The following is a 24948-nucleotide window of genomic DNA, read 5'->3' on the forward strand; positions in this document are numbered from 1 at the left end:
AAACGAAAACATCATTCGGGGGAGAGCGTTTGTGTTGGGTCAACCGATCCAACACTCGCTCTCACCCTTATTGCATCAGGCAGCGTACAGTTTCTTGGATGTACCTATTGACTATGCGCGCTGGGAAACCGCCGAATCTGATATAGCACATCGCTTCGGCACAGTCCCAGCACAGTTAAATATCCGCGGTTACTCCGTTACCATGCCACTGAAAAAAGCAGTTTTTAACTATGTAGACAGGGTAGGAGATTTTGCTCAGGCAATTGGTGGAATCAACACGGTGTATTGGCGTGAAGAAAAGGGACAACCTATTTCATATGGTCATAACACCGATGTCGCGGGAATCCTTAATGCTTTAGATTGGGCAGGAGCACAAAGGTCCTCGCAGGTTCCTCGAGCTATTTTGGGGGGCGGAAATACCGCGGCATCAGCATTAGCCGCGTTGAGGGTGCTAGGTTCCCGGCAAGTAGATATGTATGTGCGGAATCAGGTGAAGGCTCAGTCCTTAATACCTATTGCTGATTCACTCGACATTAAATTAGATGTTTTCCCTCTGGAATACTTCCCTTGCCTGGCCTCCCAATATGCTACCGTCATTTCTACTCTGCCTGCTGGTGCAGCAGATTCGTGGGTGCCTCAATTAACGAATGTGCTTGAAGGTGATTTGTTAGATGTGTCGTATGATCCCTGGCCATCTGCACTCGCTCTTCAATGGAATGAGTTAGGGGGCTCAGTTGTATCAGGCAAAGATATGCTTCTCTATCAAGCAATTGATCAGATTAAGTTATTCATTGGTGGTACCCCCTCTCAGAAGCTTCCCCATGAACTAGAAATGATGAACGCAATGTGCGACTCAATTTCGATTCCACCCAGAGATCGGTTGAGAACCTGGGCTATTGATCCTGAGGCTTCAATATCTAGCCTCTAACTCCTCATGGATTGAACCTAAAGTTTGGTTTCTAGAGGATTCTTTGTAGGCTATTTAAAACAGTAGTGCGCTATGCACCCATTTGACGAGAAGGAATCCCACTTATGTTGCGTTGGCTGACATCTGGCGAATCCCACGGTGAGGCTTTGGTTGGCATCATCGAAGGTGTACCTGCCGGTGTTGAACTTACTTCTCAGATGGTTCGAGATGCTCTTGCTCGACGACGACTGGGCTACGGTCGTGGGGCGCGCATGAAGTTTGAAGAGGATAAAGTTCGCATCTTGGGTGGAGTGCGTCATGGTAAAACTATGGGTGGTCCAATCGCCATAGAAATCGCGAATACCGAATGGCCCAAATGGGTGGACGTCATGAGCGCCGACCCGGTAGACCAGGAACAACTAGAGGGCCGTGCCCGCAACGCTGCTTTGACCCGTCCTCGACCGGGACATGCAGATTTTGCTGGTATGCAAAAATACGGATTTGATGAGGCACGACCTGTTTTAGAACGGGCTTCGGCACGTGAAACTGCTACTCGCGTAGCTTTGGGTGTTGTCGCGGCACAGGTACTGAGAGAACTCGGTATCTCAACTGTCAGCCACACCACTGCGATTGCTGACGTCGAAGCGCCATCTGATGCTCCTCGCCCCCTGCCGTCTGATGTTGATTACTTAGATCAAGATCCTTTGCGTTGCTTTGATGTAACAACTTCAGAGCGGATGGTTGAAACTATTGATAAGGCGCACAAGGATGGCGAAACCCTTGGTGGTGTCGTTGAGGTTCTTGCATACGGATTGCCTCCTGGGCTGGGGTCATATGTCCATTGGGATCGTAGACTAGATGCCCGTCTAGCGGCTTCCCTGATGGGTATCCAAGCTATTAAGGGCGTCGAAGTAGGGGACGGCTTCCTCACTGCTCGTCGTCCGGGTACGGGTGCTCACGATGAAATAAGTGTTGGTCCCGACGGCGTCAAAAGAGATTCTAATCGTGCAGGTGGTATTGAAGGGGGCATGTCTATCGGCGATCTTCTCCGTGTTCGCGCAGCCATGAAGCCTATCGCTACCGTTCCCAAGGCTCTAAAAACTATCGATACCAACACTGGTGAACCTGCACGTGCCCACCATCAACGATCCGATGTTTGTGCAGTACCAGCTGCAGGGGTAGTTGCTGAAGCTATGGTTTGTCTTGTTTTGGCTGAGGCCGCTCTGGAAAAGTTTGGGGGAGATTCCATTGCTGAAACGCGACGGAATATGGATACCTACCTTCAAGCAATTCCTCAAGAACTTGCGTGGGAATCCAATGTGACTGGTTGGGATCGTTAAAACATGGCGCCCGAGATTCCCCACGGGCAGGCTAATTTATCTTCACGAGACTTGCCTGATCCCCAGAAGGTAAGAGAAGTCCAAGAGGATTATCTAGAAAAGAAACGCCCTCTTATTATCATTGGTCCCATGGCGGCAGGTAAGTCGTATATTGGTACGCATTTTGCCCGCTTTTACGGGTTTCGCTTTGTGGACGCTGACCACCTGATTGTTGAAAAATACGGTCCTATTTCTGAAATTTTTGAGGAAAGAGGAGAAGAGTTTTTTCGGAAGGTAGAAGCCGAAGTTATCTCTGAAGTATTGACCTCGCCTCATTTTAGAAACTGTGTTTTTTCATTAGGAGGAGGCGCTCCTATGTCCGATGCAGTAGCACGTCTACTTCGCGGTGAACAGGTTGTTTATATTCAGGTAGATGCTGAAACTGTTCGTCCACGTATTGAACACAATAAGAATAGACCGCTGCTTCAACCCCATCCGGTTCAGAAGTGGTCAGAGATTTTTGAGCAACGCGCCCACCGTTATGAAGAGCTTGCAAGCTATATTCTGGATGCTCGGGGTGGGCGACCCATAACTGAGATGGCTGCGGAACTTTATGAGTTTTTGCAGAAAGAACGTTCTGAGGAAGATATCAATGAGTGAAAATTCTGCACCCACCACCATCCATGTTTCTGGTAAACAGCCATCGGAACATTACGACGTTCTCGTGGGTGATAATTTGTTGCCACAGTTACCGAGCATTCTGGGGCATCGGGTAAAAAAGATTTTGGTGATTCATCCCAGGGCTTTACGGTCTACCGGCGAACTCGTGATGGAAGATTTACGTTCTGCAGGATATGAGTCTTTTAGTGCTGAAATCCCCGACGCTGAAGAAGGTAAGCATCTTCAGGTGGCAGGTTTTTGCTGGCAGGTGCTCGGTCAGAACGATTTCACCAGAACAGACGCGGTCATTTCTGTAGGAGGTGGCGCCGTCAGCGACTTGGCAGGATTCGTAGCGTCCACGTGGATGCGAGGTGTGAAGGTTATTCATATCCCGACAACTTTGCTGGGGATGGTGGATGCTGCGGTCGGGGGAAAGACCGCTATAAATACGGCGGAGGGCAAAAACCTTGTCGGCACTTTCTATCCTCCGCTTGCTGTCCTCTGCGAACTGGGAACTTTACGAACATTGCCGGAAAATGAGTTGCTCACGGGTATGGCTGAGGTCATCAAATGTGGGTTTATCGCGGATTCTAAGATTCTTGATCTCATTGAAAATAACCCAGAAAAAGTTCGCGACTCACAATCTGAGGTAGTGCGCGAACTCATTGAGCGCTCTATTCGAGTTAAGGCTGAGGTAGTTTCAGAGGATTTGAAGGAAACCGGTCGCCGGGAGTTCCTCAATTACGGGCATACCCTCGGTCACGCCATCGAACATGCTGAACGCTACCAGTGGCGTCATGGAGCTGCAGTAGCAGTAGGTATGGTTTTTGCCGCCGAGCTCAGTCTGGCTGCGGGATATTTGAACGAGAAAACTGTAGACCGCACCCGAGAGATTTGCGCTTCATTAGGATTACCCACTACCTACCGCGCAGATAAATGGGCGCAACTTTTGGAGACCATGCGTCGAGATAAAAAAACAAGAGGCAACCTGTTGCGATTTGTTGTCTTAGAAGAAATTGGGAAACCGCGTATCTATGAAGTGCCCGATGAATCTATTCTCTTTGCTACCTTCCAAGAAATTTCAGAATAACTTGTGAATCACAGACCACAGATTATCGCTGTACTATAAAACATATTTTCTGCCTTGAGCCGGCTATTCGCGTTACAATGGCAAAGAATCTTTTGATACTTGAAAATTCCAAACATAGGAGAGTCGGTTGGCTACTACCAACGATATTAAAAACGGAACCGTCTTGAAGATTGACGGTAATCTCTGGTCAATCATCGAATTCCAGCATGTGAAGCCCGGTAAAGGTGGCGCCTTCGTTCGCACTAAGATGCGCAACGTTACCTCCGGCAAAGTAGTTGATAAGACTTTCAACGCTGGTGCAAAGATTGAGACCGCAACCGTTGATCGCTCTGACTACCAGTACCTTTACCAGGACGGCGACGACTATGTCTTCATGGACAACAAGACCTACGATCAGATTAATGTTCCCAGCACTGTTGTAGGCGATGCTGCTAACTACATGCTCGAATCACAGATGGCAACTATTGCATTGCACGAAGGATTGCCCCTCTACATTGAGCTTCCTGCTTCTGTTGTTTTGGAAATTACTTACACCGAGCCGGGACTACAGGGCGACCGCTCAACCGGTGGCACCAAGCCTGCGACTGTTGAAACCGGCGCTCAGATTCAGGTTCCTTTGTTCCTGGAAACTGGCACCAAAGTCAAAGTAGATACTCGCACCGGTGAATATCTCGGTCGCGTCAACGACTAATTAGGATACTGTGAACTCACGGACAAAAGCACGCCTTCGGGCACTTGAAGTATTGTTCGAAGCTGAACAAAGAAACGACGACATCATGGATGTACTCGTTCGCCGTCGTATGTACACTTCGGCTCAAATCTCAGCTTATTCTGAACAGATGGTGCGCGGTGTACGTGACCATGATGAAGAAATTCGCGAATATATTGAAACCTATTCGCAGGGTTGGACGATGGATCGTATGCCTAGCGTAGACCGGGTAGCTCTCCGTTTGGGAACATGGGAATTATTGTTTAACGACGAGGTTCCTGATCCTGTTGCAATTTCAGAAGCAACAGGTTTGGTCAGAACTCTTTCAACAGATGATTCACCTAAGTTTGTTAACGGTTTGCTGGATCGTTTGCGTCAGGTTAAACCAACTTTGCTTGCATAGATTAAATGGAGTAGCGCATCAAAGCGTTACTCCATTTTTGCCATGAGCAGGTACGCCATATCGCCAGTCGGTGGTTTCATCGGGGTTGGGGCGTGGTAAATTATTGAATTGAGCAAGCAACCTTTAAATCCGTCCTGTGAGGCGGGGAAGGAGGCCGGCATATGAGTAATACAGAGCAGAGGGCTCGCATCATACTCAATGAAGCCGACATCAACCGTGCGCTGACACGCATTGCCCATGAAATTCTTGAGGCGAATAAAGGCAGCGAAGACATAATTCTGATGGGTATTCTCCGCAAGGGGTACCCGCTCGCTCAGCGTTTGGCTGAAAAAATAGCCCAGGCAGATTCTTCTTTTTCTGCTTCCCAATGCCTGGGGCAGTTAGATATCACGATGTATAGAGACGACCTGCTGAAGATTCCCGGTCGTTCTCCTGAGCCCACTCAGCTTCCTGCTGTTGGAATCGATGGTAAAAAAATTGTGCTGGTGGACGACGTCTTGTATTCCGGTCGTACAATACGAGCAGCTCTAGATGCATTGAAAGACTATGGACGCCCCGATATTGTGCGTCTTGCTGTGTTAGTAGATCGTGGTCATCGTGAATTACCAATCCGAGCAGACTTCGTCGGTAAGAACCTCCCCACATCTTCAGATGAAAAAGTAAAGGTTTATCTTGGCGATACCCCCAACGTTGAAGATCGAGTTGAAATTATGCACGCTGAGAAGGCGGGGGAGTAGACCATGAAACATCTTTTAGACACTCGAGATCTTTCTCTAGAGGATGCTCTCAATATTCTTGATACTGCCGATTACATGCGGGAAGTTGGCACGAGGACCGTCAAAAAACTTCCAGCTTTGCAAGGTCGGACCGTCGTTAATCTCTTCTTTGAGGACTCCACTCGAACCCGTCTTTCCTTTGAAACAGCTGAGAAGCGTCTTTCGGCAGACATTATTAATTTTGCTGCTAAAGGGTCTTCGGTCTCTAAGGGCGAATCCCTGAAGGACACTGCGCAGACTCTAGCAGCTATCAACGCTGATGCGGTGGTAGTGCGCCATAGTGCGTCAGGAGCTCCGCAGCGTTTAGCTGAAGCAGGATGGATTGACGTTCCAATTCTTAACGCTGGCGACGGAACTCATGCCCACCCCACGCAGGCGCTCTTGGACGCAATGACTTTGCGTCAATTCAGAGAATCGGTCACTGGCATTCCGACAAGAGGATCAACGCTGGAGGGCATGCGGGTAGCAATCGTGGGAGATATTCTGCATTCGCGCGTTGCACGCTCAAACATGTGGTTGCTGCATACCTTGGGCGCTGAAGTAGTTTTCGTGGCCCCTCCAACTTTGCTACCTATCGGAGTTGAAGACTGGCCTTGCGAGGTCTTCTATAGTCTCGATGAAGCAATGGAAACAGATCTGGACGCAGTCATGTTGCTCCGCATCCAGATGGAACGCATGAATGCAGCATTCTTTCCGAGCGTTGAAGAATATTCACGTTTGTGGGGTCTTACCCCTGAACGATTCAGAACGCTGGATAAATCGAAACAAGAGACCGCAATTTTGCATCCTGGTCCCATGAATCGTGGATTAGAAATTTCTTCGATTGCTGCTGATTCCCAGCAATCTTGGGTTCTCCGGCAGGTTAACAACGGTGTATCCGTACGAATGGCTGCACTTTATCTCTTGATGACCGGCGGTTCTTCCGCAGATTTTCAAACCTACTAAATGCTGAAAGAGCTAATGATGACTTCAAAATACCTCATCAAAAACGTTTCAATTCTCGGTGAAAATACCTCCGATATCTTCATTGAAGACGGAAAAATTGCACGTATCGCATCTTCACTGGAAGCACATGACGCAACCGTCATGGATGGCGAGGGGCTCATAGCGCTTCCAGGCCTAGTGGATTTGCATACACATCTTCGTGAGCCTGGTCAAGAAGATGCAGAGACAGTCGAAACCGGTACACAAGCAGCGGCTTTGGGCGGTTATACCGCAGTCTTTGCCATGGCAAATTCAAAACCTGTTGCTGATACTGCTGGTGTGGTCGAACAGGTTCTTGAGTTGGGCAAAGATTCCGGATGGGTGAAAGTGCAGCCAATCGGCGCTGTTACTCAAGGTCTCAAAGGTGAAAAACTCTCTGAGATGGGAGCTATGGCCGATTCCCGTGCCCAGGTTCGAGTGTTCTCCGATGACGGCATGTGCGTATGGGATCCAGCCCTGATGCGCCGGGCTCTTGAATATGTGAAGACCTTTAATGGCGTGATTGCCCAGCATGCACAGGAACCCCGCCTCACTGAAAATGCTCAAATGAATGAAGGCAAAGTTTCTGCAGAACTTGGCTTAGCTGGCTGGCCTGCCGTCGCCGAAGAATCCATCATCGCACGCGACGTCTTACTCGCAGAACATGTGAACTCCCGCCTCCATATTTGCCACCTTTCAACAAAGGGCTCGGTAGAAATTGTACGTTGGGCCAAGGAACGGGGAATCAACGTCACCGCAGAAGTTACCCCGCACCATCTCCTGCTAACTGATGAACTGGTGCGTACATATGATCCGGTCTATAAGGTAAATCCTCCTCTTCGCACAGAGGAAGATGTAATGGCTCTGCGTCGGGCAGTAGCTGATGGCATCATCGATATTATTGGCACGGATCATGCCCCGCATCCACTTGAGGCTAAGGACTGCGAATGGGCATGCGCAGCCAACGGTATGACAGGGCTCGAGCAGGCACTTTCAATCGTGCAAAAAACTCTGGTAGATACCGGGCTCATTTCATGGTCTCGAGTTGCAGAAATTATGAGCTCTAAACCAGCCGAAATCGGTTTAGCTTCCGATCAAGGGCGTCCACTTGCAGAAGGTGAACCTGCAAACATTGTGCTGATAGATCCTCATGCAGAGCGGATTATCAATCCTCAGGAACAGGCAACTAAGGGTAAAAATAATCCCTACCGGAGTATGCATGTTCCCGGCGCCGTCCGGGCAACCTTCTTTGAAGGACACCCCACAGTTCTTGACGGCGCACTAGCAACCCCGCATACCCAGCGATAGGACACAGAGTTTGGGAAGCAAACTAATACCAACCCTCATCTGCATCGCCATCATTTTCTTGGTGATTGCGCTCATGAAACGGGGATGGAGCAACCGCCAGAAAAGTCAGAAAAGCTGGGGGAAACTCTCAGAAGTTCCTCTGCAGTACGATGAGAAAAATCCTCTCGCAGTTTTTTCTGGAACCTATGTGTGCACAACTCTAGAAGGCGATTGGCTAGAACGTGTTTCTGCTGAAAGTCTCGGCGTGAAAGCAGCCGGTCAACTCTTCATTTTTGATGACGGTCTCATTATTTCTCGTGATGGAGCCCAGGACATTTATCTCTCTGCCTCAGAGATTCGAGGTGTCCGAACGGAATCCGGTGTTAATGGAAAATTCGTGGAAAAAGACGGGCTCCTAGTCGTGAGCTGGTTATTTGGAAACCACCCGGTGGACTCGGCGTTTCGCACTCAATTCTCAGAAGACAAAAAAACAGCTCAGCGCATGATTCTTGATCTTGCTCCTGATGCGTTTACCGTACTTCCCCATTCTTAGACAGAACAGCTATTGCTGCTGACTTTCAGTTAGGACATTATGATGACCAACCAAACCGCTCAGCGTAACGACGCCGTCTTGGTACTTGAAGATGGCACAGCCTTTCGTGGCCGTTCCTACGGTGCTCAGGGGACTACCCTTGGTGAAGCCGTATTTTCAACGGGCATGACCGGCTACCAAGAAACATTGACGGACCCTTCGTATGCTGGGCAAATCATCGTGCAAACGGCCCCTCACATTGGTAACACTGGCGTGAACGCTGAAGATGCAGAATCTCGCAAAATTTGGGTAGCTGGTTATGTGGTGCGGGACGCCGCACGTCGTCCTTCAAACTGGCGCTCCCAACTTTCTCTCGACGACCATCTAGTAGAGCAGGGCGTTGTAGGCATCCGGGGGATTGATACACGCGCATTGACCCGCCATTTGCGTGATGTTGGTTCCCTGCGTGCAGGTATCTTCGGTGGGGAAGAGGCTAATCGCCCCATAGCAGATCTGGTAGAAAAGGTTAAGGCTTCTGAGCCCATGGCCGGGCGCAAGCTAGCGGAATCGGTTTCTATTTCACAGACCGAAGTTGTTGAACCAGCGGATTGGGGCTGGGATAAGCCTGTTGTAGCAGAACTTGCAGCTCTTGATTTGGGCATCAAAGCAATGACTCCCAAGCGATTTGCTGAACGTGGCGTGCGCGTGCATGTTTTGCCAGCTACCAGCACTATCGAAGATATTCGGGCGATCAATCCTGATGGTTTCTTCATCTCAAATGGTCCTGGTGATCCGGCTACCGCAGATGAGCAAGTAGAACTTCTTCAGAATGTTCTCAGAGAAAAACTTCCATTCTTCGGTATTTGCTTTGGCAACCAGATTCTCGGCAGAGCCTTAGGATTCGGTACATATAAGCTCAAATTTGGTCACCGTGGAATCAACCAACCGGTGATGGACCGAACCACCAATAAGGTAGAAATTACCGCTCAGAATCACGGCTTCGCAGTGGATGCTCCTTTGGATGGTCCTACAGAGGCTCCCCAGAATGAATTTGGCCGGGTGGAAGTTTCCCACATCGGGCTCAACGACAACGTGGTGGAAGGACTCCGTTGCCTCGACATTCCTGCATTTTCCGTTCAGTACCACCCAGAAGCTGCAGCGGGACCGCACGATGCGGCCTACCTTTTTGACCGCTTTGTAGACCTCATGCTCGAGCACAAGAACTAAGACGAACGAAGGAAATAATAGATTATGCCACGCAGAAAAGATCTCAATTCCGTTCTGGTAATTGGTTCCGGCCCGATTGTTATTGGACAGGCAGCAGAGTTTGATTACTCTGGTACGCAGGCACTACGCGTGTTGAAAGAAGAAGGCGTGCGCGTCATTCTCGTCAACTCGAATCCCGCGACCATCATGACTGACCCCGAGTTCGCCGATGCAACCTACATCGAACCCATCATTCCCGAGGTTATCGAGAAGATCATCGCCGAGGAAAAGCCCGACGCTATCCTGCCAACCCTCGGCGGCCAGACTGCATTGAACGCAGCCATCGAACTTGATGCCGCAGGTGTGCTGGAAAAGTACAACGTAGAGCTTATCGGAGCAAACATTGAGGCTATCAACCTCGGCGAAAACCGCGAAGCCTTCAAAGGCGTGGTAGAACGTGCCGGCGGCGAATCCGCGCGATCTGAAATTGTGCACTCGATGGAAGAGGCGTTGAAGGCTGCTGAAATCCTCGGATACCCCATGGTTGTTCGCCCATCCTTTACCATGGGTGGTCTCGGCTCAGGTCTTGCCTACAACGAAGAAGACCTTTACCGCATTGCCGGCGCGGGTATCCAGTACAGCCCCACCAGCGAGGTTCTGCTTGAGGAATCCATCCTCGGATGGAAAGAATACGAACTGGAAATGATGCGCGATAAGAACGACAACGTGGTAGTTGTCTGCTCTATCGAGAACTTCGACCCTGTGGGCGTGCATACAGGCGATTCCATCACCGTAGCACCTGCACTCACTCTGACCGATCGCGAATATCAGAAGCTACGCGATATTTCTATCAACGTTATTCGTGAAGTCGGCGTGGACACTGGTGGATGCAACATCCAGTTCGCGGTTGACCCACAGACCGGTCGCATCATTGTTATTGAAATGAACCCTCGTGTATCTCGCTCGTCCGCGCTAGCATCGAAAGCCACTGGTTTCCCGATTGCAAAAATCGCTACCAAGCTGTCTTTGGGTTACACTCTGGATGAAATTCCCAACGATATCACCCAGAAGACACCGGCGTCCTTCGAGCCAACCCTCGACTACGTCGTCGTGAAGGTTCCCCGCTTCGCTTTCGAGAAATTCCCCGCGGCTGACTCTACGTTGACTACCACTATGAAGTCTGTAGGCGAAGCGATGGCAATGGGCCGTAACTTCACTGAGGCACTTCAAAAAGCAATGCGATCGCTGGAGCAGAAGGGATCATCTTTCTCTTTCAAGAAGGAGAATCTTTCAGCGGATCAGATTAATGAGTTGCTCGAAGCGATGAAAGTCCCTACCACCGAGCGTATTCACCAGGTACAGCGCGCGTTGCTGGCGGGAGCGACTCTCGAACAAATTCATGAAGCAACAAAGATTGATCCCTGGTTTATCGATCAGCTACAGCTTCTGAACGAAGTCGCTGAAGAAATCACTCAGGGCTCTCTCGACGAAAGTTCGCTACATCTGGCTAAGCGCCACGGGTTCTCTGATGCACAAATCGGCGAGATTTGCGGACACAGCGAAGAAGTAGTCCGCGGTATTCGTCATGCACTTAATATCCGCCCAGTCTTCAAGACTGTGGATACCTGTGCAGCAGAATTCGAAGCTTTCACGCCCTATCACTACTCTTCATATGACTTAGAAGATGAAGTCGCAGAACACGAAAAGCCTTCAATCATGATTCTGGGTTCCGGTCCGAACCGCATCGGCCAGGGTATTGAATTTGATTATTCCTGTGTGCATGCCTCCATGGTGCTGCGCCAGGCAGGCTATGAAACTGTCATGGTTAACTGCAATCCCGAAACAGTTTCGACCGACTACGACATTTCAACTCGCCTGTACTTTGAGCCGCTCACCCTTGAGGATGTTCTGGAAATTGTAGAAGCTGAACGTCGAACCGGCGGTCTCCTGGGTGTCTTCGTACAGCTAGGTGGTCAGACTCCGTTGAAGCTTGCCCAGGCTTTGAAGGACGCAGGAATTCCGATTCTTGGCACCACCCCTGAAGCTATTGATCTTGCCGAAGATCGCGGTGAATTCTCCCGTGTTCTGGAAAATGCAAATCTTCTCTCGCCCAAGAACGGGACTGCCTATACTTTCGAGAACGCGAAGCGTATTGCGGATGAAATTGGCTACCCCGTACTAGTTCGCCCGTCCTATGTGTTGGGCGGTCGCGGAATGGAAATTGTGTATGAGGAAGAACAGCTCGCACGCTATTTAGAAAATGCAACCGAGGTTTCTCCCTCGCAACCTGCGCTCATCGATAAGTTCCTTGAGGACGCCATCGAAATTGACGTAGACGCACTCTACGACGGCGAAGAGATGTACCTTGGCGGCGTCATGGAGCACATCGAAGAAGCTGGCATTCACTCAGGCGACTCTGCATGTACACTGCCACCGATTACATTGGCTCCCGACGTCATCGATCGAGTCAAGGATGCTACATTCAAAATTGCTCAAGGTGTTGGCGTCAAGGGTCTCATCAATATCCAGTTTGCTCTTCAGTCGGATATTCTCTACGTAATTGAGGCGAATCCCCGTGCATCACGCACCGTTCCTTTTGTTTCGAAGGCAACGGGCGTACAAATGGCTAAGGCGGCCGCTCTCATCGGAACGGGTAAGACTATTACTGATCTGAAAAAAGAAGGCATTCTGCCCACGGCAATGGACGGCGCTTCGTTGCCTGCAGAGACCGCCATCGCGGTCAAAGAAGCTGTTCTGCCCTTCAGCCGTTTCCGCACTCCAGAAGGCATCGTTGTGGATTCCCTGCTGAGCCCAGAGATGCGTTCGACGGGCGAAGTTATGGGCTTGCACCGCAACTTCGACGCTGCTTTTGCTAAAGCGGAGGCAGCCATTGGAGCGCCCCTTCCCACCGAAGGTAAAGTATTTGTTTCGGTTGCCAACAAGGATAAGCGCAGTTCTATTATTTACGTGCGCATGCTAGAGAATCTTGGGTTTGAAATTGTTTCTACCGGGGGGACTGCCGATGTGCTGCGTCGTAATGGCATTTCTTCCACTGTTGTTCCTAAGATCCAAGAAACCCAGAACGGTGAGAAATCTATTGTAGACATGATTAATGCCGGAGAAATCGCGTTGATTCTCAATTCGCCTAGCGGAGGCGGACAGGCGCGAGGAGATGGCTATGAGATTCGAGCAGCAGCCACTTCCTTGGGTGTCCCGATTGTAACCACCGTGTCCGAATTTGGCGCAGCGGTACAGGGTATACAGGCAATGCGTGAGCCGAGCTGGGAAGTCATGAGCCTCCAGCAACATGAATCTTCCTTACTCGACGCTCAGAAGGCACGTGGCTAATTATGAACACGAATCTAGGTTTTGGGGATCGGCTAGCTCAGGCAATGAAGTCATCGGGGCAGTTATGTGTGGGCATCGATCCCCACCCTGGATTGTTGCAGCAGTGGGGGCTGGAAGATACCCCTGCAGCTCTGGCAACTTTCTCGGAAAAGATCTTGGACGCCGCTCGGGGACGGGTCGCTGCAGTCAAGCCTCAGGTAGCGCTTTTTGAACGACATGGTTCAGAGGGTTTTAAAGTCTTGGAAGAGGTGCTGGCTGAAGCGCGACAACTGAATATCTTGATGATTGCCGATGCAAAGAGGGGAGATATCGGATCTACCATGTCTGCCTATGCAGATACCTGGCTGGGGGAGAGAAGCCCTCTTTCCACTGATTCAGTGACTCTCAGCCCTTATTTGGGTTTCGAGTCTCTTCGCCCTGCATTAGACCTAGCGCAGCAGCATGATAAAGGTACTTTTGTATTAGCTCTGACTTCTAATCCCGAGGGTAAAACCATTCAGCATGTAGGGCAGACTAATTCAGTCGCCAAACAAATCATCGAAGCCGCTACGGAAGAAAACTCACGGCAAGGATTCGAAACAATGGGCTCTTGCGGATTGGTTGTAGGCGCCACGGTGGGAGAAGCCCTGCGTGAGCTGGAGATTGATTTATCTCAATTCAACGGACCTATTTTGGCACCTGGCTATGGTGCTCAAGGAGCAAGTGCGGCGTCGCTATTCGCTACTTTTCACGGTAGTGAGAGCCAGATTTTGGTCAATTCAAGCCGTGGAATCCTACGACACGGTCCATGTGTTGAAGCTCTCATTGATTCGATCGAATTAGCAAATTCGGACTTATTGAAATCTAATAGCTGACACTTCAATATGGCGTCGTCGTTTATTTGATTGAATTCTGAATTGGTTAGTACAAACAAAGTAGTTACTCACAAGTAATACAAAAAACTATGTCCCCCTAAGTGTTAGATTAAAGCTAACCGATAGGCAATGTGGAACGTTCCTAAGGGTACGTTCCACATTTGTTTTCGGAAAGGTTCGCACCTATTAATCACTTCGCTTATACCTACAAAGGGGAATAAAAATGGCACTTCGCCCACTCACCGAAGAAGAACGCGCAGCAGCTCGCGAAAAAGCAAAAGTTGCACGCACTATCCGCGCAGAAGTAAAAGATTCCATCAAGAATCGTAAAATCACCATCTCTGAAGTTCTTGAGCGTTCCGATTCTGATGAAGCAGTGAGTAGACTCAAAGTAACCGATTTGCTGATGGCTCTGCCCAGCATCGGGGAAGTTCGCGCAGAGGCAATTCTGCGGGAGTTGAATATTGCAACATCGCGCCGCCTGCGTGGACTAGGTGTTCACCAGCGCCGCGCACTCATTGATTATCTAGAACGGTAGGCGATATACGTGACTGAAATAAAGAATCAATTGACGGTGCTGGCAGGCCCCACGGCAGTCGGCAAGGGAACCGTCTCTCAATATATTCGGGAGCATTATCCCGAAGTTTGGTTCTCAGTTTCAGCCACCACACGCGATCCGCGACCGGGGGAAGAAGAAGGCGTTCACTATTACTTTGTATCGGATGAGGAATTCGATTCGATGGTGGAGAATCGCCAAATGCTTGAATGGGCTCAGGTTCATAACAGCTATCGATACGGCACGATGCGGTCTATGGTCAACAGGGCATTGGAAGCGAACCGTCCAGTGTTGTTGGAAATTGACTTGCAAGGTGCCCGGCAAATTCGCAATAACATGCCTGAAGCAAACCTCATTTTCCTTGCTCCTCCTAGTTGGAATGAACTCGTGAATCGCCTCGTGGGAAGAGGTACCGAATCAGCCCAAGAACAAGAGGCACGTTTAGAAACTGCCAAAATTGAATTGGCTGCGGAACCTGAATTTGACCACACCGTGATTAACGACGACGTCGCAACAGCGGCTGAGCAAATTATTCAGCTCATGGGTATATCTCGGTCCTAAAACAAAAACCTGTGCTTCTCCCCACCTGGAGAGCACAGGTTTTTTAATGCAAAAACAGCTAGTGTTCGATATACTTGTCCTTTGTCTTGTGCATGCTTAAATCAGAGTATGCAGTGATCAATTTTTATTGGAGTATTCGTGGCAAACGCACACAATGAAGAAGGAATCATCAATCCCAGCGCGGATGCCCTCATCGAGAAGGCGGAGTCCAAGTATGGTTTGGTGATTTTTGGCGCTCGTCGTGCCCGCCAGATTAATGCTTACTACTCACAGCTACATGACAACCTATTTGATCATGTTGGTCCGTTGGTGGATAGCGAGCCCAATGAGAAGTCGCTTTCCGTTGCTATGCGTGAAATCAACGAAGGTCTCATTCAGAACCACCATGTTGTTGATGGAAAGTTCGACGAAAACGGCGACTTGATTCATGATGCTGAACCTTCGGCTTTCCTTGCCGGTGATTTCTATCTTGAAGAATTTGGTTCGGCTGCTGAGGTTGAGTACGTAGATCCTTCAGCAGAGGCTTCAGAGTAAGCGTACCGTCTCAGATAAGATGCGTATTGTAGTTGGTATTGGAGGGGGCATCGCGGCTTATAAAGCCACGATGCTCCTTCGCTTATTCTCTAAAGCTGGTCATGAAGTAATCGCCATGCCCACTGAAGCGGCTCTTCAGTTCATTGGTAAGCCCACGCTGGAAGCTCTGAGTTCGAATCCTGTCTCCACCTCAGTTTTTGAGCGGGTGGAGGATGTAAACCATGTCCGTCAAGCTGATGAAGCTGATGCAGTGGTTATCGCTCCTGCAACCGCTGATTTAATGTCTCGATTAGCGCAGGGTCGTGCAGACGATTTACTGACTGCTACGGTTTTGACAACTCATGCTCCCGTCATCTTGGCTCCTGCTATGCACACGCAGATGTGGGAGCATCCAGCCACGCAAGAAAATGTGCAGAGACTACGCTCTTTTGGTTATGAAATTATCCCACCTGCGCATGGACGCTTAACCGGCCCTGATTCGGGCGTGGGGAGAATGCCTGAACCTGAAGACATTTTCTCCGCCGCATTGGAAGTAATCAAAAAACGTGGGGAACTCTCTTCCCTGACAGATTCCAATACCTTAGCGTTAGATGGTAAGCGTGTTGTTATTACAGCAGGCGGTACCCGCGAGCCGCTTGATCCGGTAAGGTTCTTGGGTAATAAGTCATCGGGAAAGCAGGGGATAGCCCTTGCCCAAGTGGCTCAACGAATGGGTGCAGAGGTTAAACTCATCTGTGCACATGTTGATATTGATATTCCAGAAGATATTTCTACGGTCAGAGTATCTACTGCATTGGAACTCAAAAAACAGGTTGAGAATTTATCCCGAGATGCCGACATTCTTATCATGGCAGCAGCAGTAGCTGATTTCAGACCGGTGGCATATGAAGAATTTAAGATAAAGAAAAACGCCGATACCAATGATGCTCCAACCATCGAGCTGGTTCGCAACCCTGATATTCTGCGTGAGATAGTGGTGCGACGTCAGCAGGAGAAACAGCAACAACCAGCCGTCATCGTTGGGTTCGCCGCAGAAACAGGATCTGCAGAGAAGAGTTATCTGTCTCTCGGACGAGAAAAGCTTGTGCGTAAAGGCTGTGATTTTCTCGCCGTCAACGACGTCAGCAACAATGCGGGGTTCGGCACTGATAGTAATGCGTTGACTATCCTGAGTAAATTTAATAATCAAGAGATTCATTGTGAGGGAACTAAGGAAGAAGTTTCTTTAGAGCTGTTGCTGGCAGTGGCCCAGCATCTCAGTGAACCTTTGACCAGTTCTTCCCAGCGAGTTAGCGAGTAGAGTAGATACGTGACTTCTTCTAATACCTCTCATTTAAGATTGTTTACCAGTGAATCGGTAACAGAGGGACACCCCGATAAAATCTGTGACCAGATTTCGGACTCTATTCTGGACGCACTCCTAGAAAAAGATCCTCATTCCAATGTTGCCGTGGAAACAATGGTTACCACCGGTCAAGTCCATGTGGCTGGCGAAGTAACGACTAACGCTTATGTAGAGATTCCTTCTATTGTGCGTCAAACAATCTTAGATATTGGCTATAATTCCTCCACCCATGGTTTTGACGGGGAGTTCTGTGGCGTCTCTGTCTCTATCGGCGAGCAGTCTCCTGATATCAACGCAGGCGTATACAATTCTTTGGAAACTCGACAGGGATCCGATGACGAACTGGATAAGCAGGGCGCAGGAGATCAGGGCATCATGTTCGGCTACGCGTCGAATGAGACAGATGTTCTCATGCCAGCTCCTATCTGGCTAGCACATCGTCTCTCAGAACGCCTGACCTCCGTTCGCAAGGATGGCTCGCTAGAAGGCCTACGACCAGACGGCAAGACTCAGGTTACCTTGGGATATGACGGCGACCGCCCCGTTTCAGTTGACACTGTAGTGGTATCCACTCAGCATGTCCGCGATTACGATTTGAGGGATCTTGAAACCGATATCAGAAATCATGTTATTTCTCCGGTTCTTGATGGATTAGACCTTGATACCTCTCACACCAAATACATCATTAACCCCGCAGGTCAGTTTGTTCAGGGAGGACCTGTGGGTGACGCCGGTTTGACCGGTCGTAAGATTATTGTCGATACCTACGGCGGTTTCTCCCGCCACGGCGGTGGCGCGTTTTCTGGTAAGGACCCTTCTAAGGTTGACCGATCCGCTGCTTATGCAATGCGCTGGGTGGCAAAGAACGTGGTGGCAGCTGGATTGGCTGATCGTGCAGAAGTTCAGGTTGCATATGCTATCGGGCAGGCATCACCCGTTGGGTTGTATGTCGAAACATTCGGCACGGAAAAAGTTGCTCCGGAAAAAATTGAGAACGCTATCCGAGAAGTCTTTGACTTGCGCCCCCTGGCAATTATTCGAGATCTAGATTTGCGACGCCCCATTTACGCACAAACCGCGGCAAACGGTCACTTTGGGCGTGAAAATGCGAACTTTACCTGGGAGCGGACAGACCGAAAAGATGATTTACTCTCCGTTGTTAATGGCTAAAATAGGTCTATGACTCACAGCGAAAACCTTGAATCCCTTCAAACTGATTTGTTTGAGGGGATTCAGGGGTTGGAGCCCGCTTCGAGCTTTGGTGGTCGTCCAGTTGCACCTGAGCTACCCGTGGCGCAGGTCTTGCTAGAAACAGATGTTCCGCATCTAGATAGATATTTCGATTACCTAGTGCCTCTAGAACTAGATGAGAGTGCTCAAATCGGTGTGCGGGTTCGCGTTCATCTAGGAGAACAAAAGCTCACTGGATATATTCGCCGGAGAATTCAGCACACAAAATTTATGGGTAGACTGAAATTTATTGACGACGTCGTTTCCCCTATTTCTGTAGTCACTGAGGATATCTTTGATTTAGCGGAGCGACTGGCAGAACGCTATGCCAATGTGATGTCGAACGTTCTTCGATTGGCGGTTCCGCCACGTATCGCGAGCGTGGAGAAAACTTTGGAGAAAGTCGAGTCGCTCCCTGAGGTTGCTCCGCCAGCAGACCCAGAAAATTATTCCCACTATACGGGTGGACCCGAATTTATTGAAGATTTGGGGGAGGGCGCACCCACACGGGCTGTTTTGACCGTCTTGCCTGCAGACGATGAAGGCTCCTGGGAAGATTTGTTTGCAATTGCGATTCAACAGACTGCACACCAAGGCAAATCTGTTGTTGCAGTAGTTCCCAATATCAAAGACTTAGACCGACTTTATACTGCTGTGAGTCAGCGGATAGATCAATCACTGATAGCGCGGCTTACCTCAGCTGATAAGCCGACGGACCGCTACCGTGCATATCTGAACGTCAAATGGGGCAATACACCAGTTGTGTTAGGCACTCGATCTGCCGCCTACGCGCCCGTAGATAATTTGGGATTGGTGATGATGTGGGACGACGGTGACTCCAACCTCATCGAGCAAAGAGCCCCTTACTGCCATGCCCGCGATGTTTTACTGATCAGAGCTACGGAGCACCGGGCGGCAGCTCTGTTTGCTGGCTTTAGCATGAGTAGCGAAACTGCGCGTCTGGTCAGAAGCCGATGGGCAAGTTTTCTGGCAGCACCGCGTGAGGTGGTACGCGAGCACACCCCGCGCGTCGTCGATACTGGCTCCGATTATCAGCTAGCGCGGGATCCCTTGGCGGCAACCGCGCGAATTCCTCACTTGGCTTTTGAGACAGCGCGAGATGGGCTCACTCGGGGACCGGTATTGATTCAGGTCTCCCGCAGCGGATATTTACCGGCGTTATCCTGCCAGAGATGCCGCATGGCAGCCCGCTGTAGTGAGTGTCATGGGCCATTGATTATCCATAGTCAGGGTCAAGTGCCAGCCTGCGGGTGGTGCGGACGCTTAGCCAGCCATTGGCAATGCGGGGAGTGTGGATTTGATCAATTTCGACACAATGTGGCAGGGGCAATCAGAACTGCTGAAGAACTAGGACGGGCCTTTCCCAATGTTCCCGTTATTTCTTCAAGCGGGGAAAACGTTGTGGCAAAAATTGGGGATTATCCTGCGTTAGTTGTTGCGACTCCTGGTGCTGAGCCAGTTGCACCGCGAGGATATGCTGCCACCATTCTGCTCGATGCTGATTCGATGCTACAAAGAGATTCCCTTCGCGCCCCTGAGGTTGCTTTGCGTAAGTGGCTCAATGCGGCCGCGTTGACCCGTTCCTTTGCTGAGGGGGGTCAGGTTGTCATAACTGCTAGCCATTCGCCTGCGGTTGAGGCATTGAAACGGTGGGATCCAGCTCGATTTGCGCTCTGGGAATTAGATGAGCGAGCAGAACTGAAGCTTCCCCCTGCTGTACGAACCGCCACCATTACAGGTACTGAAAAGGGCATCATTCACTTCTTAGAAACTCTTAATATGCCAGCCGGTGTTACCCAGCGCGGTCCTATCGAAGTAGATGATTTTTCAGATGAGGACCGTTTTCAGGCTCTTTTATTTTTCAGCTACGCCCAGGGCGATGCAGTAACGGGCGCGTTGCGGGCCCACCGGGCGTCAAATGCCGCACTAAAGATGGAGCCGGTCAACATCAAATGCGATGGTCTGGATATTTTGTAAACCATCGTGTTAGAGGTTTTTGAGGTGACCCAATAACTCTAGCGCCGATTTTTCCCAGCTGTATTGAGCGGCATCGAGTCGTCCTAACTTTTGGGCGCTGGCGTAGGTGTCGGGGTTTTCAAGCTCTCTGATTTTTTTGACGAGACCGTAAGGGTTATCTGTGTCGAATCGAAGGCTGTGAGGCGCGATTTCCTGGAATATTTCTATGTCGCTGATGACGACGGGGCACCCCGCCGATTGAGCTTCGACGACGGGCAACCCGTAGCCCTCTGCCTTGGATGCAGTCAAGAGTGCAAAACTATCGTGAAGAAGTTGGCGATATTCAGCATCAGTTACACCGTGGTGGAAGTGGGTGTTTGGTGCGGTGAGCGGCTCTAGTTCTGTTTGTCGGGCGGCAGGAATTTTTGAGAGGAGATGGAGTTCGTACTCCGGTAATTCATGCATGGCTTGTAGAAGGGTTTCTACATTTTTGTAGGGCATGAAAGAACCCATATAGATGAGTTTCTTAGTTCGTTGACTCTGGGGTAAGGGTGTTCCTGTTTCTACTTGTTGTGGAGCATTAGGGATGATCCAGAGAGGACGGCGGGTAAGCCGGTGGGTGCGAATCAGTGCTGCGGTGGTGTGGGAAACCGTGGTGACAGCGTCGGCGCCGTTGAGAAGAAAACGCTGGGGAGAATAAGTTTGATGGAAGAGGCGCCAGCCCCATTGCACGGGTAAGGGAAGAAAGCTGGGTGGTTGGGGATAAGAGTAGTAAATCAGGTCGTGGAGGGTGAGGACTAACTTGAATTTTCTACCCCAGCTACCCATGGTTTGCATGGGGGAAAACACTATATCGGGGCGATATCGGTTGAGAATCAGCGCGCTGAAGGGTTCGAGTACACCTGTGGGAGAGTGCAGTCTGAGATGGGGAAAAGGGGGGAGCATCTGCAGTTGACCGTCTTCACTCACCGCCATGACGATGTCGATATCATGGGTAAGGGGGTGATCTTTTTGCTTGAGGTCATATAGGGCTTGGAGGAGGGAAGCAGTATAGCGGCTGATGCCGTCGTGAAATCCAACGCGAACGTAGCGTGCGTCTATGAGTAATCGCATGAGTTTCCTTCAAAAAAATCTGAGATCAGGTGGGCCGCGCGTCGGGGGGTTTCGTAGTGGATGAGGTGCCCTACCCGCGGGATGATTTTCAGGGTGCAGTGGGGGATGCTCTGAGCCATAGAATGCTGGGTCTCTAGAGTGCCCAAATCGTCTTTTTCTGCCACAATCATGAGAGTTGGGATAAGAATTGAAGGGGCATAGCGGGCAGCTGTTTCACTCACTGAAGTTCGATAGGCTTCGAGCAGAGCCCGGCGTGATGTGAAGTTTCCAAAGTAGGCATGATGCTGACCATCAATATACCGTTGGAGTTTCTTATCCTTGTTTTTGGCCATGAATTTGCTTGAAAGCATAGTTACAATGGACGACCTCAGAAGGCTGAACCCTAACGGGGCCGGAAGTTTTTCTCCAGCTGAATAGTAAAGATCAGCTAAACGAGACAACACCTTTTGGTTGCCCTCCAGAGCAGGCTGGCTAATGGGATTAATCAGAGCAAGACGACGGATCCGTTCGGGTCTATTAGCGGCAAAGTAGCTACATACTATGGACCCAAAACTATGGCCTACCAGATAAATAGTTTCTTGCTTCACCACATGGTGCAGAAATTCATCTAACCAAGCAGCATAGGTTGAGAGATGATGTTGGATGCCGGGGAGAGCATCGCTTTTTCCAAACCCAGGCAAATCAGGAACAATTACTCTAAACTGCGCGAGATAGTGGGTAATCAGTTCTAACCCGTGGTGGTCGCCGCGAAAACCGTGCACTAAAACGAGGGGAGTGCCGTCAAGTTTTCCATACTCCCAGTAGCGTGTGCGAGCGCCTAGGATGCACGTAACGTGCTCTGTACCTGCAGATACATTTTGCGGGATAGGTTCAAAAATTTCGCCTTGTTCACTCATCTAGCGTGCTCGCATCTCACGTATGTGGGTAGAAGTTTGTTTAATAGCACTTTACCCTGCCATCTTTGGTGCCTGCTCGTCTTTGGGTTTCAAGCTAGAATGTGTAGGAATGTACACGTTCGCGGTTGCACCGGGAACGTGTACCGCGTTATCACCCATCGAATTGAAGGAATTACCGCTGTGTCAGCTGAGGTAGAACCTGCAGAATCTCAAGAAAAGTCCTACGACTTCCAGGAAATTGAGGCTAAGTGGCAGCCTTATTGGGAGGAGACAGGAGTCTTTTCACCCACTAACGATCCCGCTAAGGAGCGCCGTTACGTTCTGGATATGTTCCCCTATCCTTCTGGGGATTTGCATATGGGACACGCGGAGGCATTTGCGATTGGGGACGTGAATGCGCGTTATTGGAAGCAGCAGGGCTTTGATGTTCTGCATCCTATCGGCTGGGATTCTTTTGGTTTGCCTGCAGAAAATGCGGCGATTAAGAATAATACTCATCCGAAAGAGTGGACCTATAAGAATATTGAGACTCAGGCTAATTCTTTTAAGCGTTATGGCATTATGGTGGACTGGTCTCGTCGTCTGCATACATCTGATCCTGAATATTATCGTTGGACTCAGTGGCTTTTTGAGCAGTTCTATAAGAGGGGTCTTGCGTACCGCAAGTATTCTCAGGTGAATTGGTGCCCTAAGGATCAGACTGTGCTTGCCAATGAACAGGTGGTCAATGGCGAGTGTGAGCGGTGCGGTACAGCTGTTACTAAGAAGTCCTTGAATCAGTGGTACTTCAAGATTACTGACTACGCTGAAGAGCTGCTTGAAGATATGAAGCAGCTAGAGGGTCAGTGGCCCGATCGTGTTTTGGCTATGCAGAGAAACTGGATTGGACGTTCGGAGGGAGCGGAAGTCCGTTTTGCTATAGAAGCGCAAGGGAGCCAGGGCGCAACGGATATTACCGTCTTTACCACTCGACCAGATACCCTTTACGGTGCTACTTTCTTTGTGGTTGCTGCTGACTCAGATTTAGCTTTGGAAATTGTATCTGAGGAGAAGAGGGAAGAGCTTGAGGCCTATCGGGAGTCTATTAAGGCTTTGTCTGATATTGACCGTCAGTCTACTGAGCGCGAGAAGACCGGTGTCTTCACCGGGCGCTATGCCGTGAATCCTTTGACGGGTGAGAAGCTTCCCATTTGGGCATCGGATTATGTTCTGGCAGATTATGGTACAGGCGCAATTATGGCTGTTCCTGCGCATGATCAGCGCGATCTTGATTTCGCGAAGAAGTTCGATATTCCTGTTGTCACTGTTATTGAAACTGGTGAGGAAGACCCAGCTGAAACCGGTATTGCCACCACCGGAGAGGGAACTCTCATCAATTCCGGCGAGCTTTCGGGACTTCCTCAGAAGGAAGCGCTTCAGAAAGCGATTGAGATTATTGAAGCTTCGGGAACCGGTGAAGGTAAAACTATCTACCGTTTGCGTGACTGGTTGCTATCACGTCAGCGTTTTTGGGGCACGCCGATCCCTGTAATTCACTGCGAGGATTGCGGCGAGGTCTTGGTACCTGAGGATCAGCTACCCGTGACGTTGCCCGATAACCTGAAGGGCGAAGACCTGGCTCCTCAGGGACAGTCACCCTTGGCTGCTGACGATGCTTGGAACTCAGTAGATTGTCCTCAGTGCGGCAAACCGGCTAAGCGCGATTCAGACACGATGGATACCTTTGTCGATTCATCCTGGTATTTCCTGCGCTATGTTTCTCCACAGTTTGAGGGCGGTCCTTTTGACCCTGCAGAAATGAAGAAGTGGGGATCGGTCGACATGTATGTCGGCGGCGTCGAGCATGCTATTTTGCATTTGCTTTATGCACGTTTCTTCACCAAGGTAGTGCGTGACTTAGGATTGATTGAGCACGGTGAGCCTTTTAAGAAATTAATGAACCAGGGGCAGGTACTCAACCAGGGTAAGGCGATGTCAAAGTCCCTGGGTAATGGTGTTAATCTTGGCGAACAGCTAGATCAGTTTGGCGTCGATGCAGTGCGTACCACCATGGTGTTTGCTTCTCCGCCGGAGGACGACGTCGACTGGGCAGATGTATCTCCCGGCGGCGCCCAGAAGTTTCTGGCCCGTGCCTGGCGTATTGGTCAAGATGTCACCAGTGAACCTGGCGTCGATTTTGCAACCGGTGATAAGAAGTTGCATCAGCTAGTCCACCGCACGATGCACGACGCCGCAGAACAGGTTGAAAATGGTAAATTCAACGTTCTCGTTGCACGCACCATGGAATTGGTGAACGCTACCCGCAAGGCCATTGATTCTGGTGCTGGTTCGGCAGATCCCGCAGTGCGTGAAGCCGCTGAAGCAATTGCTATTTTACTGTCTCTTTACGCTCCTTATACAGCAGAAGATATCTGGCACATGCTCGGGCATACCCAGCCGGTTCTCGAAGCTGGCTGGCCCGCAATTGATGAAGCTCAACTGATTGATGATACGGTAACCGCTATCGTCCAGATCAAGGGCAAAGTCAAAGATCGCTTGGAAGTCTCGAAGGATATTTCTGAGCAGGATTTGGAAGCTCTTGCTGTGGCGTCTGAAACTATTCAAAAAATTATTGGCGATGCTACGGTGCGCAAGGTGATTGTCCGAGCTCCAAAACTCGTCAATATCGTTATCTAATTAAAG

At 49.9% G+C, this 24948-nt stretch carries 22 protein-coding genes; 20 read left to right on the forward strand and 2 right to left on the reverse strand.

What is annotated here, in order from left to right:
• The first annotated feature begins 31 nt into the window (after nucleotides 1-31).
• The 19 genes from ACFR81_RS08720 to ACFR81_RS08810 all read left to right on the forward strand — a co-directional run bounded on the left by ACFR81_RS08720 (nucleotide 32) and on the right by ACFR81_RS08810 (nucleotide 20278).
• Nucleotides 32-928, forward strand: a complete 897-nt coding sequence (locus ACFR81_RS08720) for a shikimate dehydrogenase family protein (RefSeq protein ID WP_343874891.1) — start codon at nucleotides 32-34, stop codon at nucleotides 926-928.
• A gap of 104 nt (nucleotides 929-1032) precedes the next feature.
• Complete coding sequence (gene aroC / locus ACFR81_RS08725) at nucleotides 1033-2247, forward strand: chorismate synthase (RefSeq protein ID WP_343874889.1); 1215 nt, start codon at nucleotides 1033-1035, stop codon at nucleotides 2245-2247.
• Nucleotides 2248-2298: 51 nt separating this feature from the next.
• Nucleotides 2299-2886 carry a shikimate kinase gene (locus tag ACFR81_RS08730; RefSeq protein ID WP_343874887.1) on the forward strand — a complete coding sequence of 196 codons (588 nt, stop codon included), beginning with the start codon at nucleotides 2299-2301 and terminating at the stop codon, nucleotides 2884-2886.
• Complete coding sequence (gene aroB, locus ACFR81_RS08735; protein ID WP_068171199.1) at nucleotides 2879-3976, forward strand: 3-dehydroquinate synthase; 1098 nt, start codon at nucleotides 2879-2881, stop codon at nucleotides 3974-3976. Before ACFR81_RS08730 ends, aroB begins: the two co-directional genes overlap by 8 nt.
• Nucleotides 3977-4103: 127 nt before the next feature.
• Entirely contained in the window at nucleotides 4104-4667 is a 564-nt protein-coding gene (efp, locus tag ACFR81_RS08740) for an elongation factor P (protein ID WP_068171196.1), read from the forward strand.
• Nucleotides 4668-4677: 10 nt separating this feature from the next.
• Entirely contained in the window at nucleotides 4678-5088 is a 411-nt protein-coding gene (nusB, locus tag ACFR81_RS08745; protein ID WP_068171192.1) for a transcription antitermination factor NusB, read from the forward strand.
• A gap of 161 nt (nucleotides 5089-5249) precedes the next feature.
• Entirely contained in the window at nucleotides 5250-5825 is a 576-nt protein-coding gene (gene pyrR / locus ACFR81_RS08750) for a bifunctional pyr operon transcriptional regulator/uracil phosphoribosyltransferase PyrR (protein WP_343874882.1), read from the forward strand.
• Nucleotides 5826-5828: 3 nt separating this feature from the next.
• Nucleotides 5829-6809 (forward strand): aspartate carbamoyltransferase catalytic subunit, encoded by a 981-nt coding sequence (locus ACFR81_RS08755; protein WP_343874880.1) that lies wholly within the window; start codon nucleotides 5829-5831, stop codon nucleotides 6807-6809.
• Between the two features lie 15 nt (nucleotides 6810-6824).
• The gene (locus tag ACFR81_RS08760; RefSeq protein WP_343874877.1) at nucleotides 6825-8135 is read left to right on the forward strand and encodes a dihydroorotase; all 1311 of its coding nucleotides are present in this window, start codon (nucleotides 6825-6827) and stop codon (nucleotides 8133-8135) included.
• Between the two features lie 10 nt (nucleotides 8136-8145).
• The gene (locus ACFR81_RS08765) at nucleotides 8146-8667 is read left to right on the forward strand and encodes a PH-like domain-containing protein (RefSeq protein WP_343874875.1); all 522 of its coding nucleotides are present in this window, start codon (nucleotides 8146-8148) and stop codon (nucleotides 8665-8667) included.
• A 42-nt stretch (nucleotides 8668-8709) separates the two neighbouring features.
• Nucleotides 8710-9873: a glutamine-hydrolyzing carbamoyl-phosphate synthase small subunit gene (gene carA / locus ACFR81_RS08770; RefSeq protein WP_343875541.1), complete on the forward strand. Its 1164-nt coding sequence runs from the start codon at nucleotides 8710-8712 to the stop codon at nucleotides 9871-9873.
• Between the two features lie 24 nt (nucleotides 9874-9897).
• The gene (gene carB, locus ACFR81_RS08775) at nucleotides 9898-13200 is read left to right on the forward strand and encodes a carbamoyl-phosphate synthase large subunit (RefSeq protein WP_068171182.1); all 3303 of its coding nucleotides are present in this window, start codon (nucleotides 9898-9900) and stop codon (nucleotides 13198-13200) included.
• A 2-nt stretch (nucleotides 13201-13202) separates the two neighbouring features.
• Nucleotides 13203-14054 carry an orotidine-5'-phosphate decarboxylase gene (gene pyrF, locus ACFR81_RS08780; protein ID WP_068171179.1) on the forward strand — a complete coding sequence of 284 codons (852 nt, stop codon included), beginning with the start codon at nucleotides 13203-13205 and terminating at the stop codon, nucleotides 14052-14054.
• 223 nt (nucleotides 14055-14277) lie between these two features.
• Complete coding sequence (gene mihF / locus ACFR81_RS08785; RefSeq protein ID WP_068171176.1) at nucleotides 14278-14592, forward strand: integration host factor, actinobacterial type; 315 nt, start codon at nucleotides 14278-14280, stop codon at nucleotides 14590-14592.
• A gap of 9 nt (nucleotides 14593-14601) precedes the next feature.
• The gene (gmk, locus tag ACFR81_RS08790; protein ID WP_233126014.1) at nucleotides 14602-15171 is read left to right on the forward strand and encodes a guanylate kinase; all 570 of its coding nucleotides are present in this window, start codon (nucleotides 14602-14604) and stop codon (nucleotides 15169-15171) included.
• Nucleotides 15172-15309: 138 nt separating this feature from the next.
• Entirely contained in the window at nucleotides 15310-15705 is a 396-nt protein-coding gene (rpoZ, locus tag ACFR81_RS08795) for a DNA-directed RNA polymerase subunit omega (protein WP_083147249.1), read from the forward strand.
• Between the two features lie 19 nt (nucleotides 15706-15724).
• Nucleotides 15725-17005, forward strand: coding sequence for a bifunctional phosphopantothenoylcysteine decarboxylase/phosphopantothenate--cysteine ligase CoaBC (gene coaBC, locus ACFR81_RS08800; protein WP_343874869.1), 1281 nt, complete (start codon nucleotides 15725-15727; stop codon nucleotides 17003-17005).
• Nucleotides 17006-17014: 9 nt separating this feature from the next.
• Nucleotides 17015-18220, forward strand: coding sequence for a methionine adenosyltransferase (gene metK / locus ACFR81_RS08805; RefSeq protein ID WP_145176778.1), 1206 nt, complete (start codon nucleotides 17015-17017; stop codon nucleotides 18218-18220).
• A gap of 9 nt (nucleotides 18221-18229) precedes the next feature.
• Nucleotides 18230-20278 (forward strand): primosomal protein N', encoded by a 2049-nt coding sequence (locus tag ACFR81_RS08810; protein ID WP_343874865.1) that lies wholly within the window; start codon nucleotides 18230-18232, stop codon nucleotides 20276-20278.
• Between the two features lie 9 nt (nucleotides 20279-20287).
• Here the strand turns inward: ACFR81_RS08810 and ACFR81_RS08815 are convergent, their stop codons facing one another.
• The gene (locus ACFR81_RS08815; protein ID WP_343874863.1) at nucleotides 20288-21370 is read right to left on the reverse strand and encodes a glycosyltransferase family 4 protein; all 1083 of its coding nucleotides are present in this window, start codon (nucleotides 21368-21370) and stop codon (nucleotides 20288-20290) included.
• On the reverse strand, nucleotides 21355-22266 hold the full coding sequence (locus tag ACFR81_RS08820) for an alpha/beta fold hydrolase (RefSeq protein ID WP_068171157.1): 912 nt from the start codon (nucleotides 22264-22266) through the stop codon (nucleotides 21355-21357). Before ACFR81_RS08820 ends, ACFR81_RS08815 begins: the two co-directional genes overlap by 16 nt.
• A gap of 180 nt (nucleotides 22267-22446) precedes the next feature.
• Between ACFR81_RS08820 and leuS the strand changes: the two genes are divergently transcribed.
• Nucleotides 22447-24942 carry a leucine--tRNA ligase gene (gene leuS, locus ACFR81_RS08825; protein ID WP_068171283.1) on the forward strand — a complete coding sequence of 832 codons (2496 nt, stop codon included), beginning with the start codon at nucleotides 22447-22449 and terminating at the stop codon, nucleotides 24940-24942.
• Nucleotides 24943-24948 lie beyond the last annotated feature (6 nt).

The organism is Rothia amarae (assembly GCF_042677725.1).
GTDB lineage: Bacteria > Actinomycetota > Actinomycetes > Actinomycetales > Micrococcaceae > Rothia > Rothia amarae.

What these genes read in the sequence shown, in the direction of transcription:
- carA (WP_343875541.1), top strand. Translation starts at nt 8,710, where the DNA reads ATGACCAACCAAACCGCTCAGCGTAACGACGCCGTCTTGGTACTTGAA.
- ACFR81_RS08810 (WP_343874865.1), top strand. Translation starts at nt 18,230, where the DNA reads ATGACTCACAGCGAAAACCTTGAATCCCTTCAAACTGATTTGTTTGAG.
- mihF (WP_068171176.1), top strand. Translation starts at nt 14,278, where the DNA reads ATGGCACTTCGCCCACTCACCGAAGAAGAACGCGCAGCAGCTCGCGAA.
- ACFR81_RS08820 (WP_068171157.1), bottom strand. Translation starts at nt 22,266, where the DNA reads ATGAGTGAACAAGGCGAAATTTTTGAACCTATCCCGCAAAATGTATCT.
- ACFR81_RS08760 (WP_343874877.1), top strand. Translation starts at nt 6,825, where the DNA reads ATGATGACTTCAAAATACCTCATCAAAAACGTTTCAATTCTCGGTGAA.
- carB (WP_068171182.1), top strand. Translation starts at nt 9,898, where the DNA reads ATGCCACGCAGAAAAGATCTCAATTCCGTTCTGGTAATTGGTTCCGGC.
- coaBC (WP_343874869.1), top strand. Translation starts at nt 15,725, where the DNA reads ATGCGTATTGTAGTTGGTATTGGAGGGGGCATCGCGGCTTATAAAGCC.
- ACFR81_RS08755 (WP_343874880.1), top strand. Translation starts at nt 5,829, where the DNA reads ATGAAACATCTTTTAGACACTCGAGATCTTTCTCTAGAGGATGCTCTC.
- pyrR (WP_343874882.1), top strand. Translation starts at nt 5,250, where the DNA reads ATGAGTAATACAGAGCAGAGGGCTCGCATCATACTCAATGAAGCCGAC.
- aroC (WP_343874889.1), top strand. Translation starts at nt 1,033, where the DNA reads ATGTTGCGTTGGCTGACATCTGGCGAATCCCACGGTGAGGCTTTGGTT.
- aroB (WP_068171199.1), top strand. Translation starts at nt 2,879, where the DNA reads ATGAGTGAAAATTCTGCACCCACCACCATCCATGTTTCTGGTAAACAG.
- ACFR81_RS08815 (WP_343874863.1), bottom strand. Translation starts at nt 21,370, where the DNA reads ATGCGATTACTCATAGACGCACGCTACGTTCGCGTTGGATTTCACGAC.
- pyrF (WP_068171179.1), top strand. Translation starts at nt 13,203, where the DNA reads ATGAACACGAATCTAGGTTTTGGGGATCGGCTAGCTCAGGCAATGAAG.